We start from the raw sequence: 14,370 nt of genomic DNA on the forward strand, positions 1-14,370 counted from the left end.
TAATTGACAATTATCAATTATCAATTATCAATTGACTGCCCTCCCCAATTTCGTCACAAATGTACTGACCATTTTGACAAAAGCCAACTAATTCGTTCTTAATAAATTGTAATACTTTTTTACTAACGTTTTCAGGATATAAAACATGGACATTTGCACCCGCATCAAGGGTAAAACAAACCGGAGTTTTTGTTTCGGCTCTGAATTTCCAGATGGCGTTAATAATTTGTAATGTGTTTGGCTTCATCAGGATAAAATAAGGCATCGAAGTCATCATCATGGCGTGTAAAGTCAGGGCTTCACTTTCTACAACTTTGATAAACTCTTCTATATTTCCACTTTCGAAAATAGCGATTAATTTATCAAGATTCTCGTGTGCCTGCGCAAAACGGCTGTAGGCATACGGATGATTGTGCATTAAATCATGTCCAACTGTGCTCGAAACCTGTTTTTCTCCTTTATCAACCAATAAAATCGTGTCCTGATAATTATGGAAATTTTCATGGATTGCATACGGAAATTCAACCCCAAATAAATCAGAGCTTCCTTCGATATTTGCCTGATTTCCCCAAACAACAACATTTCCTTTCACGCTTCGGCATGCACTTCCGGAACCTAAACGGGCTAAAAATGATGCTTTCTGATAAAAATAATCGTCTGTCATTTCCGGGTTGAGCTTTTTTTCTAAACTCATAAAATTCATAGCCAAAGCGGCCATTCCGGATGCCGAAGAAGCGATTCCCGAGCTGTGCGGAAAAGTATTATGAGTATCAATCGTGAAATGATAGTCTTTCAAAAACGGCAGATATTCTTCAATTCGCTCTAAAAACTTTCTGATTTTTGGCTTAAAATCTTCTTTTGGTTTTCCTTCAAATAATAAATCAAATGAAAAAGCATCCTTACTCTCTTTCTTTTCAAAAGCAAGTTTCGTAATCGTTTTGCAATTATTCAATGTAAAACTTACCGATGGATTCGCCGGAATCTGGTTGTCTTTTTTTCCCCAGTATTTTACCAATGCTATGTTGCTTGGAGCACTCCATTCAAAGTTTCCGTTTTCAATTGTTGAAGAATATGTTTTAGGAATAAAATCAGCTGCTGTAAACATGAATTATAAAATTTTGACAAAGATAACTTTTTCACCATATAAGTTATATAAGAAATATAAGCAGCTTTTACTAAATGAACTTATATGACTTATATGGTTTGAAATTTTTCTTTTTGACTATTTTTGATTCAAAATTTTATTATCATGAATAAGTTCGTAAAAATAGCAATAGCTTTAGTAGTTTGTCTGGCAGTAGGATATTCTGCAAGTCTGGTAACAAGACCCAGCGTAGCAGAGTGGTACCCAACAATTGAGAAGCCATTTTTTAATCCGCCCAACTGGATTTTCATGCCGGTCTGGACCTTGCTTTATATTTTAATGGCCGTTGCTGCCGGTTTAGTCTGGGATAAAATAAAAGAACAAAATGCAGCCGTAAAAAAAGCTTTAGGATTCTTTTTGATCCAACTGACTTTAAATGCCATCTGGTCGTATTTATTCTTCGGATTAAAAAACCCGATGCTGGCTTTAATCGAAATTGTTCTTCTATGGCTGATGATTTATGAAACGTATTTAAAATTTACTAAAATCAATAAAACGGCTGGATATTTATTAATCCCGTATTTGGCCTGGGTTGGATTTGCAGCGATTTTGAATGCGAGTATCTGGTGGTTGAATAAGTAACTTTTGTTTCAGGTTTCATGTTTATTTTGTTTCAGGTTTTCTGGTTAACTGATGAATCTTAATTTTTAACCTCTGTTCTCAACTTCTTAAATTCTTCATTTTTAGAATATAAAAAATCCATCGTAGCCAGAATATTTGGGTTTTCTAAAAGGATTTTAGATTTAGGATCAGCTTCGCAGAATTCAATAAAAAGGGCTGTTTCTTGGGGCTTTAATTTTAGGTCTTTTGTCAAAAAATCAGGATTTAATGTGTTTTTTACGAGCTGGCTGAAATCAATTTTGGGACTTTCCTTTTTAGGAGTTTCTTCTTTTTTGAATAAATTCCGAATTTGTTTTCCAAGGTAAATAAAATCTGTTCCGAGGGGCATAACTGCTTCTTTATAACCAGCAATTTTTAATCCTTCCTTTGATTTGTGAGAGTTTAGCTTAATCTGTTCTATTTCTTCTTTAGTCAGCCAGACTGTTTTTGATTCCTTATTCAAAACGACAACTTCTTTCAGCTCTTCCGGTTTGGCAATCATATTGACTGTAAAACGATTGGACTGAATGTTTTCTGCTGTGACTTTTAATCTTGTAAATAAAAAATCTTTTGAGAAGAAAAGCAGACTGTCTTTTATATTTACACTAATTGAAAATTCGCCCGATTCGTTTGTTCTGGTGCTGATTTTAGCAGTTTTGTTGATTACTTCTACATTTTTAAGCGGAAGATCCTGAGCAACTACTTTGCCATGAAGCAATTTTTCAGTTTGTGAAATAGATAACTGATAGGTGAAAAAAGAAATTGTGGTAAGTAATTTTACTCTCATACAGAATTAATTAGCTGAGAGTAAAATTATTAGAATCGTCTTAATGAAAACTTATGAATTGTGTAAATTCTTGTTAATACTCACGTTAGGTATTGGAATGGAGTAAATATTAAATCAAATGTTATAAAATATCAATCAATTCTGAAGCCGAATTTATAACCAATTTTGCACCGCTGTTTTTCAATTCTTCCTGAGTTCTGTAACCCCAGGTAACGCCAACAGGAAACATATTAGCATTTACTGCTGTCTGCATATCGATATCAGAATCGCCTACAAAAAGGATTTCTTCGGGTTTTAAGTTCCATTTTTTGCTAATTTCGACCGCTTCAAACGGATTTGGTTTTTTAAGTGCTTCTGTACTTAAACCAACTGCAGCATCAAAGTGATTTGGAAATATTTCAGTAGCTATCTTCTTGGTCAACTCATCTGCCTTGTTGGAGAAAACCGCCATTTTGATATTTTGTGAAGCCAAGTTATCTAATAATTCGACAATCCCTTCGTATGGTTTTGTTTTTAGCGTGCAGGTTTCACGATAACCTTTCACCATACTTTCAAAGCAGGTTTCAATCTGCTCCTGAGAATTGTTTGATACAGGCAAAGCCTTGCTTACTAAATTCCGCAAACCGCTGCCAATAAAATATTGATACGTATCATAAGTATGCGTTGGATAATTTAGACTTGTAAGTACAGAATTCATGGCATCTGAAATATCTTCTAATGAATTAACTAATGTTCCGTCTAAATCAAAAATAATTCCTTTAAATTTCATTTTATTTTTAAATATTATTGGCTAAAATAAACCCGCTTGTCCAGGCATTTTGGAAATTAAATCCTCCGGTAATGGCGTCGATATTGACAATTTCGCCTGCAAAATAAAGGTTTTCGTGAATCTTGCTTTCCATTGTTTTAAAGTTGATTTCCTTTAAATCGATTCCTCCTGCAGTTACAAATTCTTCTTTAAAAGTGCTTTTTCCGTTTACCTGAAATTTTGCCTGAGTCAATTGTAAAGCTAAATTCTGCAATTGAATTTTAGATAAATCTGCCCATTTTGTTTCTTCTTCAATTCCCGAAGCTAAAACTAAGCTTTCCCACAAACGATTCGGGAATTCAAAAGGTGATTTTTTTGAAACGGCTTTTTTGGCATGTTCCTGTTTTAATTCTTTCAGAATTTTTTCAGCATCTTCGGTATCAACATCATTAAGCCAATTGACGAAAATCGTAAACTGGTAATTTTTATCGTGAAGGATTCGTGCTCCCCAGGCCGAAAGTTTTAGGATGGCAGGGCCACTCATTCCCCAATGTGTGATTAACAAAGGACCCGTTGATTCTAGTTTGGTATCTTTTACGTTTACGGTAACTTGGGCTGCAACTCCGGGTAATTCTTTAATCCTGGAATCTTTAATATTGAATGTAAATAGGGAAGGAACGGGGCTTACAATTGCATGACCTTCTTCCTGAAGCATTTCCCAAATTTTTGGATTGCTTCCGGTTGCCATAACTAATTTTTCGGTAGTGTAATTTTCGGTTTGTGTGTCAATTTTCCAGTGATTTTCTTTTTTAAAAATCGATTGTACGCTTTGTCCTGTCAATACTTTGATACCTAACTTTTCTGTTGCTTTTAAAAAACAATCAATAATAGTTTGCGAGGAATTAGAAACCGGAAACATTCTGCCGTCTTCTTCGATTTTTAATTCAACACCGTGTTTTTCGAACCATTCAATTGTATCTCCAGAACAGAACTGATGAAATGGACCGCGAAGTTCTTTTTCGCCTCTTGGATAAAATTTAACCAGTTCATTAGGCTCAAAACACGCATGTGTCACATTGCATCTTCCGCCTCCGGAAACGCGGACTTTAGATAAAACTTCTTTTCCTCTTTCTAAAATGGCAATTTTAAGTTTCGGATTTTTTTCTGCAATATTAATTGCGGTAAAAAAACCTGCTGCGCCTCCGCCAACGATGATAATGTCGAAATTTTTGATCATATTTTATCTGGAAAATCAGAGATTATTCCGTTTACATTATAGCTTTTAACTTTTTGAATATCTTCTTCAACATTTACAGTCCACGGTAGAACCCAAAAACCTTTTTCCTGCATTTTGCGAACATTATCAGTATTTAATAAGTGAAAATCAGGATGAATAGCTTTTGCCTGTATCGATTCGGCGAAAGCCAAAGCAGTATCCAAATCTTCTTCGGTTAAAACACCAATTGGAATATCTGAATTTAGATTATGTACTTCCTGTAAAGCATTCCAGTCAAAACTTGAAACGATAAAATGGCTATAATCCCAGCCTTCTTCTGCAATGTATTTTTCAATTAAAGAAACAACTTGTTTTGAAGTATCCGCATTTTTTAATTCGACGTTGATAAAACATCTTTTTCTGACCAGATCAAAAACCTCATTCAAAGTCGGAATTTGGTGCTTACCAGCAATTGAAAATGACTTTAATTCGGATAATGTGAATGTGTTTACAGCACCTTTTCCGTTGGTCATTTTATCGATGGTTTCATCGTGCATTACGATGATATGCCCGTCAGCACTGAGGTGAACGTCAAGTTCAATTCCGTCTGAATTTAGGTCTAAAGCTTTTTGAAAAGCCTGAAGTGTATTTTCGGGTTCGTATGCTTTTGCACCTCTGTGAGCTATTTTTAGCATTTTTCTATTGAATAAGGTTCAGAGTTGCAAAGGTACAAAGTTGCAGAGGAAAAATAATAGCCACGAATTCACGAATTTTATTTTCAAAGATTGTTAAAATAATTCGTGAATTCGTGGCAGAATAACAATGTAATTTGTTTTATTCCAATTCTAAAACCAGAGCTGATTTTGGTTCCAAAGTAATTTCAGAAGATAAATCGAATGTTTTTCCATTCAAAACATCTTTTCCTGATGTATAATTTTTGATGTTTTCTTTGAAACGATTAGTTTTTACAACTTGCTCTTTTGCATTGTTATTGAAAACTACCATTACCGTTTTAGAATCTGTATATCTGAAATAAACATAGGTATTATTCTCAGGAATGTAATGCGTCATTTTTCCGAAATGAAGAGCTTCATTTGATTTTCTCCAGTTGAATAATTTTGACGTAAAATCAAAGTATTTTGCCTGTTCTGCTGTTCTTCCGGCTGAAGAGAAAGCATTATTTTTGTCGCCTGCCCAACCGCCCGGAAAATCCTGACGAATATCGGCGTCACCGCCTTTGCTTTTATCGCCGCCCATTCCAATTTCTGAACCGTAATATACTTGTGGAATTCCGCGAACGGTTGCCATCAAAGTCATCACCAGTTTATATTTTGCAAAATCATATTTGTAAACATCATTGATTCTGTTGGTATCGTGATTTTCAGCAAAAACCAAAAGATTGTTGACATTAGGATACAAATAATCCATTGCAAAATTATTATAGAATTTAATCAGTCCGCCATCCCAATTCGGGGTATCTTCATTAAAAACAGAACCAATTTGATCTTGCAAAGTAAAATCCATTACACTTGGTAAATTCGAATTGTAGTTTTGAATTTCGCCTATTTTACTGTCTTTTTGCCAATACGCCAGACTCGCCTGATTGTGCATCCAGATTTCTCCCACGATATTAAAGTTTGGATATTCTGCAGTAACTGCTTTTGCCCAATTGGCCATTGCGTTTGCATCTGAATAATTATAAGTATCTACTCTAAATCCGTCAAGATTGGCGAATTCAATCCACCAAATAGCGTTTTGAGTTAAATATTTTGCAACTAATGGATTTCTTAAATTCAAATCCGGCATTGAAGGTACGAACCAGCCATCAATACAAATTTCCTGATCTGTTTTTGAAGCGTGCGTATCCGGAATTACTTCACGACGATGGTGCGTTTGAGTATAATTTTCAAACTGATTAATCCATGATTTGGTTGGGATATCTTTCATCATCCAATGGGTAATTCCCCAATGATTCGTAACATAATCCATTACCAGTTTCATGTTTCTTTTATGCATTTCTGCAGACAAACGAGCGTAGTCGTCATTAGTTCCGTAACGCGGATCTATTTTGTACACATCAGATTGTGCGTAAGTATGGTAGGAATACTCCTTGTCATTGTCTTCGCATAAAGGCGTGCTCCAAATTGTTGTTGCGCCAAGAGACGAAATATAATCTAAGTTTTTAATGATTCCTTCGATATCTCCACCGTGACGTCCGCCCGGCAAAGCACGATTTCCTTTTTCTGCTAAAGAAGCATTGCTGTCGTTTTTTGGATTTCCGTTTGCAAAACGATCCGGCATAATCAGGTAAATCAAATCTGATGCATCATAACTTTTTCGGTCTGCTGAATTGGCTCTTCTTTCTTTAAGGGAATATTTTTGGGTAAAAGCTACTTTGTTTTTCAATTTAAAGGAAAAAATTAATTCTGAAGCTTTTACATCTTTTGTATCTATGGTTACAAAAAGATAATTTGGGTTTTCAGTTTTTTCAACATTTTTAATCGCAACATTATTTGATACCGAAGTTTCATACTGCGAAATGTTTTTTCCGTAGAACATAATCTGCAGTTCCGGATTTTTCATTCCGGCGTACCAGAAAGGCGGTTCTGTTTTTTGTATTTGCGCTTTCGCGGAAGCGGAAAACAACAGGACCAATAAGATTAACTTATAAAAAGAATGTTTTAAGAAATTCGTTTTAAGGTTTTTCATAGTAAGTAAATTTAAACCATATAAGTAATATAAGTCCATGTAAGAGTACGTTTGAATTAAATGAACTTATATTACTTATATGGTAAATTTAAAATTATTTGTTTTCAATAATGCTTATTGCATAACCTCCTCCCGGAGCAGAAAGCTGCGATAATTTTGATTTACTGGTTACAGCAATTTTCTTGATGGTATAAGCCTGCGGATTTGTTTTGTAATGCGCCTCTTTTGCATCAGCATAAATGGTTGCGGTGTACTTTTTACCTTTTTCAAGGAAACTGAAATCGATGTTTGAAGTACGTGGCGTTTCTCCGTTTACATTTCCAACAAACCAGTTGTTTGTTCCTTTGGCTTTACGGGCAACCGTAACAAAATCGCCCGGCTCAGCTTCAATATATTTGCTTTCTGACCAGTCTACAGCCACATCTTTAATGAATTGGAATGCATCCGGAAAACGGTTGTAATTCTCAGGCGTATCAGCCGCCATTTGTAACGGACTGTACATTGTAACGTATAAAGCCAATTGGTTTGCCAATGTGCTGTTTACGTGAGAGGTATTTCCTGGATTCATTTTGCTGATATCCATTTCGAAGATTCCAGGCGTATAATCCATTGGGCCTCCAATTAAACGTGTAAATGGTAAAACGGTAACGTGATTTGGTTTTGAACCCCCAAAAGCCTGGTATTCTGTTCCTCTAGCTGCTTCGTTTCCGATTAAATTTGGATAAGTTCTGCAGATTCCCGTTGGACGAATGGCTTCATGCGCATTGACCATAATTTTATACTCAGCCGCTTTTTCGACTGCATATTGGTAGTGGTTTACAATCCATTGGCTGTAATGGTTTTCACCGCGAGGCAAAATATCACCTACGTAACCGCTTTTTACGGCATCGTATCCGTTGTCGTTCATGAATTTGTAAGCTTTATCCATGTGACGCTCGTAGTTACGAACAGATCCTGAAGTTTCGTGGTGCATGATGATTTTTACACCTTTAGATTTTGCATATTCATGCAGACCTTTTACATCAAAATCAGGGTAAGGCGTCAGGAAATCGAAAACATAATCTTTTGAATGTCCAAACCAGTCTTCCCAGCCTTCGTTCCAGCCTTCGACTAAAACAGCGTCGAAGCCGTGCTGTGCCGCAAAGTCAATGTATTTTTTTACGTTAGCATTATTTGCTCCGTGTGTTCCGTTTGGTTTAGCTTTTGAGAAATCAGAAACGCCTAATTGAACCGTTGGGAAATCGTTTGTGTAGGACCATGAGCTTTTTCCTGTAATCATTTCCCACCAGACACCAACATACTTAACCGGTTTAATCCATGAAGTATCATCAATTTTTGATGGATCATTTAAGTTTAAAGTCATTTTTGAAGCTAAGATTTCTCTCGCATCATCGCTCACCATAATGGTTCTCCAAGGCGAATGGCTTGGCGCCTGCATATACCCTTTATCTCCTTTTGCATCAGGCGTTAACCATGATTCAAAAATCATGTTTTTATCGTCTAAATTCAGGTGCATACAAGAATAATTGATCAAAGCCGCTTCGTGCAGGTTGATGTAGATTCCGTCATTCGTTTTCAACATCAAAGAAGTCTGAACTCCTGTTGGAGAAAAGTTTTTTTGCGAAACGTTTGCTGTGTATGCCTTTTCAGATAGACCACGGATTTCAGATAATTTCGATTTGGTGTAATCGTATTCCTGAGTATCATAATCTCCCGGAATCCAAAAAGCCGTGTGGTCGCCCGCCATTGCAAATTGAGTTTTCTCTTCTTTAATAACAAAATAAGTAAGGTTCTTTTGAGCAGGGAATTCATATCTAAATCCAAGTCCGTCATTAAACAAACGGAAACGGATTATGATTTGTCTGTCAGTACTTTTTTGATTTAAAGTTACCGCCAGTTCGTTATAATGATTTCTGATGTTGTCAACTTCTCCCCAAACCGGTTTCCAGGTTTCATCAAAAGTGCTGGTTTTGGTATCCACAATCGTAAAATCATTCAGTAACGATTTGGTATCATTTTTAAGTTCAAGCCCTAATTTACTGGTTTTTACTACCTCCTTGTTTTTGTATTTTAAATTGTAAGCTGGAGTTCCGTCGCTTTGAAGCGAAAATTCCATTACGAACTTCCCTTCCGGTGATTTTAATTGCTGTGCATTTGCTATTGAGCTGAATGCAAACAAGATTAAACTTGCGAAAAATAAGTTTTTCATATGATGATATTTATTGATTTTTAAAAGTCATATGTAATTCGCATATCCTAATTGGTATATTCGACCAATTTCCGGTCATGCTCATTTCATATTTTTAGTTTTAAAGTATTGTAATTTAATTAATTTTTGCAAGTTGTTTGTTTGCAATTACAGATTTTCCATTTACGATAATCGTTAAATCCTGATCACCATCTACCATAAAAGTTGTTTCAGTATGACTTACTGTAACTTTTAAAATCTGATGCCTGAAATTGATTTTAAATGAATATCCTTTCCATTCTTTTGGAATTTTTGGTGAGAAATGAAGCTGGTCATTTTTAACACGCATTCCGCCAAAACCTTCAACAATACTCATCCATGTCCCCGCCATTGATGTGATATGACAGCCTTCTTCTACTTCTTTGTTATAATCATCCAAATCCAGACGTGAAGTTCTCAGGTAAAAAGTATACGCCATATCCATTTTATCTAAAACGGCAGCCTGAATTGAGTGTACACAAGGTGAAAGTGAACTTTCATGAACAGTAAATGATTCATAAAATTCGAAATTTCGTTTTAATTCTTCTCTTGAAAAATGGTCTTCGAAGAAATAGAAACACTGCAAAACATCGGCTTGTTTGATATAAGGCGAACGTAACACACGGTCCCAGGACCATTTTTGGTTAATAGGGCGCTGCGAACGGTCTAAATCTTTTACCCTAATTAATTCTTTGTCTAAGAAACCATCCTGCTGCAGATAAATTCCTAATTCCTCAGAAGTTGGAAAATACATATCATCTGCTACTTTTTTCCATTCCTGAATTTCAGCAGCAGAAAGATTTACTTTTTCTAATATTCTTTTATGGTCTTGCGGATATTCTGAAGCTACTTTTTTAATTTGTTCTTCAGCATAATCAATACACCATTTTGCAATATAATTGGTGTAGAAATTATTGTTGATGTTGTTTTCGTACTCATTTGGACCTGTAACACCAAGAATTACATATTGATTTTTTTCTTTAGAAAAAGAAGCTCTTTGATGCCAGAAACGGGCAATTCCGATTAATACTTCCAATCCTTTTTCAGGAATATATGAGTAATCTCCGGTGTAACGGTAATAGTTGTAGATCGCAAAAGCAATTGCTCCGTTTCTGTGGATTTCTTCGTGGGTAATTTCCCATTCGTTATGGCATTCTTCGCCATTCATGGTAACCATTGGATACAAAGCTGCACCGTTTTTGAAACCTAAATTATCTTTTGCATTCTCAATCGCTTTATCCAGTTGATTGTAACGATAGGTCAATAAATTTCGGGCAACTTCCTGATCTTTTGTAGCCATGTAAAACGGAATACAATAGGCTTCAGTATCCCAATACGTTGATCCTCCGTATTTTTCTCCGGTAAATCCTTTTGGTCCAATATTTAATCGGCTGTCTTTTCCGGAATAGGTCTGGTTCAACTGGAAAATATTGAAACGAATTCCCTGCTGTGCTTTTACATCACCTTCAATAGTAATATCTGACATTTCCCAGATTTTTGCCCAGGCATTAATTTGATTTTGAAGCAAAGTATCATGTCCTAAAGAAACGGCGGTTTTGATACATTTTTCGGCTGCAGCCAAAGTATTTTCGTGATTTAAAGAAACGGTATAACCCCCTATTTTCTGAATGGATGAGGTTTGCCCTTTTGCTATAATTGTTCCGTAAGTAAATTGTACTTTATCAATTGTAGAATCAATTGCAGAAGGAGAAATATTCACATTTTCACCATTGGCCAAAATCGTATTGTGCATAAAAGTAGTGACTTTAAAATGCGTTTTAAACGTTTTTGCTGTTACAAAAGCTTCACTATTCGATTTTTTTACCTCTAATGGCTTCCAGAATTTTTCATCCCAATTGGCATCTTCATTGGTTACACCTGCATCAATATACGGTTTGTATACTATTTTAGCGTCTTTGTTTAAAGGGGTAATATCATATTTGATGATTCCCGCTTCATCTAAATCCAAAGAAAGAAAACGACGGACATTAACGGAGATTTCTGTTCCGTTTTTTAAAACCGCTTCAAAAGAACGATTGTACCATCCTTCTTTCATATTCAGTTCCCTGCGAAAATTCCGAACCTCATCACATGTGTTTAAATCGAGGTTTTCTTCATTGATTTCGATGTTAATTCCAATCCAGTTAGGCGCGTTTAATACTTTGGCAAAATATTTCGGGTAACCGTTTTTCCACCAGCCTACTTTGGTTTTATCCGGGTAATAAATTCCGGCAATATAGCTTCCCTGAAAAGTCTCGCCAGAGTACGTTTCTTCAAAATTGGCCCGCTGTCCCATAGCCCCGTTACCAAGGCTGAAAAGGCTTTCAGAAGATTTGACACTTTCTGCGTCAAATCCTTCTTCTATGATGGACCAGTTGTCTGGTTTTATATAATCCTGATTCATTTTTTTAAAAGTTTTTGTTGATTGATTGAATGATTGATGATTTTTAATTTGATAATTAATCAATTAGAAAATGTGTCAATTAGAAAATGAGATAATTACTTTTTTTCACTTTTTCTTCGATTTATCTGATTAATTGCTCGTTCGTATTATTTTACTTTTTTATTAGATGATTTAATCTAATTGATTCATTAAAACGTGGTAATTTGTCATTTTCTAATTATCAAATTGATACATTACTACATCTTGTATTATCCAATTAGTTCCTTAATAAAATCTGGTGTAATTTGGGTAAAATCTCTAAAAATGTAATCGGCCTCATGCAAAATTGTTTCCTCACCAATTCCAACACTTGCCATTTCTGCAATATTTGCTGCCTGAATTCCTGCAACAGAATCTTCAAACACGATTGCATTTTTTGGATCAATATGTAGTAATTGAGCCGCTTTTAAGAAAACTTCGGGGTCTGGTTTTGCATTGGTAACGTCATTTCCGTCAACAATAGCATCGAAGTAAGACATAATCCCTGTTTTTTCCAGAATAGGTCTTGCATTTTTACTGGCAGAACCCAATGCAATTCCCTGGTTTTTATCTTTTAATAATTGCAGGATTTTAAAAACTCCCGGAAGAATTTCACTTTCGTCCATGTCAACTAAATAAGATAAGTAATCCTCATTTTTCTGAATTAGCATTTTGTCCTTATCGGCCTGCGAAACCTGAACATTTCCTAATTCTAAAATGATATCCAAAGAACGAACACGGCTTACGCCTTTAAGTAATTCGTTATGTTCGTGTGTGAAATTTATATGTAATGCCTGTGCAATTTTTTGCCAGGCCAAAAAGTGATATTTGGCGGTATCGACAATGACTCCGTCAAGGTCGAAGATAAATGCTTTTTTCATGTTATTCTTTTTCTTCGTCTTTTACAAAAAGTGTTAATAAACCTGCTAAAATCATAGCGCATCCTCCAAGAATAATGGTGTTTATGGTGTTTGCATTAAAAAGATGGATCGTAAAATATCCCAGGATTCCGGCAGCCACAATTTGTGGAATTACGATAAAGAAATTAAAAAGACCCATGTAATATCCCATTTTATTGGCCGGCAATGCATTCGAAAGCATCGCATAAGGCATAGACAAAATACTTGCCCACGCAATTCCAACCATTGCCATAGAGATAATAATGAATATTGGATTGGTAATAAAGTAGATAGATATAAGCCCGATTCCGCCTATGATAAGACAAATCATGTGCGTGATTTTTCTATTCGTTCTGTAAGCAATTAGAGGTATGATGAATGCAAAAACTGCAGCTGTACCATTTCTGACAGCTGAACAAACATTCAGCCAGTCTGCCCCGTCATTGTATTCTTTTTTAACTCTTTTTAATGCAGTTTTTTCAGCTTCGTTTGTATCTGTATTTAAACTGTCTGCAAAATAATTCGCAATGTTGACCGAAATGACTTTAGGATTTTCAGAAGCCCTGAATTGTTTGATTTCATCAAAATCTTTCACAAGAGATTTTAAGCTTTTTTCCTGTTTGTTTTTTTCGGCAACACTTAAATTATCATTTGCAAGTCTGTCTAATCGGTTTTGTGCTGCATTCTGCATTTTAGTAACTAAAGCACTATCAACTTTCATGTTGTATTTAGTAGAAGTGACAGCATTTGTAGCATAAATCCACATTGAAAACAAAGCAAACCAAGTAAAAAACTGAACAAGAGCAAGCTGTTTCATCGTTTTTGGCATTTTAAAAATACCGCCAAAAGTTTCAGCCAGAGCATCTTTAAAAGTTGTTTCTTTCTTTTCTTTTTTAAATTGTTCAATATCTTCAGGAGGAAATTCCTTAGTAGTGAAAATAGTATACATCACAGAAAAGAAATAAGCAATTCCACCTAAATAGAATGACCATTTAACCGACTCCGGAATTTCTCCTGCTCCTGCTGTATTACTAAAATGAAACCAATTGGTAAAAATCCACGGAAGAATTGCTGCAATGACAGAACCAACTCCTATAAAAAAACTCTGCATGGCAAAACCGCTGGTTCTTTGTTTGGGAGGAAGTTTATCGCCTACAAAAGCCCTGAAAGGTTCCATTGAGATATTGATAGATGCATCCAGTATCCAAAGCATTCCACCCGCAATCCATAAGGTTGAGGAATTCGGCATGATGAACAGGGCGATACTCGCCAATAATGCACCAATAAAAAAGAAAGGTCTTCTCCTACCCCAGTAAGGATGCCACGTACGGTCGCTTAAATATCCAATTATAGGCTGAACTAATAATCCGGTTAATGGGGCGGCGATCCACAAAATAGGGATTTCGTCTTTATTAGCTCCAAGGGTTTCAAAAATTCTGCTGATATTTGAGTTTTGCAACTCAAAACCAAACTGTATCCCCAGGAATCCGAAACTCATGTTCCAAATTTCCCAGAAACTTAATTTACGCTTTTCCATTATCGCAATTTGTAAAAAATTATACGATAAGCGCTTTGCTTATCAAAACTTACTATTTATTTCGAAGTAAAAGTAAAAGCT

11 protein-coding genes are annotated in these 14,370 nt (G+C 35.5%); 1 reads left to right on the forward strand and 10 read right to left on the reverse strand.

The features are described 5' to 3' along the window. Nucleotides 1-13: 13 nt before the first annotated feature. The gene (locus DMB68_RS11305) at nucleotides 14-1,105 is read right to left on the reverse strand and encodes a diphosphomevalonate/mevalonate 3,5-bisphosphate decarboxylase family protein (RefSeq protein ID WP_110346774.1); all 1,092 of its coding nucleotides are present in this window, start codon (nucleotides 1,103-1,105) and stop codon (nucleotides 14-16) included. Between the two features lie 144 nt (nucleotides 1,106-1,249). Between DMB68_RS11305 and DMB68_RS11310 the strand changes: the two genes are divergently transcribed. Continuing rightward, nucleotides 1,250-1,726 (forward strand): TspO/MBR family protein, encoded by a 477-nt coding sequence (locus DMB68_RS11310; protein ID WP_110346775.1) that lies wholly within the window; start codon nucleotides 1,250-1,252, stop codon nucleotides 1,724-1,726. A gap of 58 nt (nucleotides 1,727-1,784) precedes the next feature. Here DMB68_RS11310 and DMB68_RS11315 read toward each other — a convergent pair whose 3' ends face one another. The 9 genes from DMB68_RS11315 to DMB68_RS11355 form a co-directional block, all read right to left on the reverse strand. Next, a complete protein-coding gene (locus DMB68_RS11315) occupies nucleotides 1,785-2,531 on the reverse strand; it encodes a hypothetical protein (RefSeq protein WP_110346776.1) in 747 nt (248 codons plus the stop codon). 121 nt (nucleotides 2,532-2,652) lie between these two features. Further along, nucleotides 2,653-3,300: an HAD family hydrolase gene (locus DMB68_RS11320; RefSeq protein ID WP_110346777.1), complete on the reverse strand. Its 648-nt coding sequence runs from the start codon at nucleotides 3,298-3,300 to the stop codon at nucleotides 2,653-2,655. Between the two features lie 7 nt (nucleotides 3,301-3,307). Then, the gene (locus DMB68_RS11325; RefSeq protein ID WP_110346778.1) at nucleotides 3,308-4,516 is read right to left on the reverse strand and encodes a BaiN/RdsA family NAD(P)/FAD-dependent oxidoreductase; all 1,209 of its coding nucleotides are present in this window, start codon (nucleotides 4,514-4,516) and stop codon (nucleotides 3,308-3,310) included. Next, nucleotides 4,513-5,190: a glycerophosphodiester phosphodiesterase gene (locus DMB68_RS11330; RefSeq protein ID WP_110346779.1), complete on the reverse strand. Its 678-nt coding sequence runs from the start codon at nucleotides 5,188-5,190 to the stop codon at nucleotides 4,513-4,515. Before DMB68_RS11330 ends, DMB68_RS11325 begins: the two co-directional genes overlap by 4 nt. A gap of 139 nt (nucleotides 5,191-5,329) precedes the next feature. Next, on the reverse strand, nucleotides 5,330-7,204 hold the full coding sequence (locus tag DMB68_RS11335) for a glycoside hydrolase family 13 protein (protein ID WP_110346780.1): 1,875 nt from the start codon (nucleotides 7,202-7,204) through the stop codon (nucleotides 5,330-5,332). 94 nt (nucleotides 7,205-7,298) lie between these two features. Then, nucleotides 7,299-9,413 (reverse strand): glycoside hydrolase family 97 protein, encoded by a 2,115-nt coding sequence (locus DMB68_RS11340; protein ID WP_110346781.1) that lies wholly within the window; start codon nucleotides 9,411-9,413, stop codon nucleotides 7,299-7,301. A 115-nt stretch (nucleotides 9,414-9,528) separates the two neighbouring features. Next, nucleotides 9,529-11,835 (reverse strand): glycoside hydrolase family 65 protein, encoded by a 2,307-nt coding sequence (locus DMB68_RS11345; RefSeq protein ID WP_110347087.1) that lies wholly within the window; start codon nucleotides 11,833-11,835, stop codon nucleotides 9,529-9,531. Between the two features lie 248 nt (nucleotides 11,836-12,083). Continuing rightward, the gene (gene pgmB / locus DMB68_RS11350) at nucleotides 12,084-12,734 is read right to left on the reverse strand and encodes a beta-phosphoglucomutase (protein WP_110346782.1); all 651 of its coding nucleotides are present in this window, start codon (nucleotides 12,732-12,734) and stop codon (nucleotides 12,084-12,086) included. Between the two features lies 1 nt (nucleotide 12,735). Further along, the gene (locus tag DMB68_RS11355) at nucleotides 12,736-14,289 is read right to left on the reverse strand and encodes an MFS transporter (RefSeq protein ID WP_110346783.1); all 1,554 of its coding nucleotides are present in this window, start codon (nucleotides 14,287-14,289) and stop codon (nucleotides 12,736-12,738) included. Nucleotides 14,290-14,370: the final 81 nt, after the last annotated feature.

Source organism: Flavobacterium hydrophilum (assembly GCF_003202405.1).
In the GTDB taxonomy this organism is placed as follows: Bacteria; Bacteroidota; Bacteroidia; order Flavobacteriales; family Flavobacteriaceae; genus Flavobacterium; species Flavobacterium hydrophilum.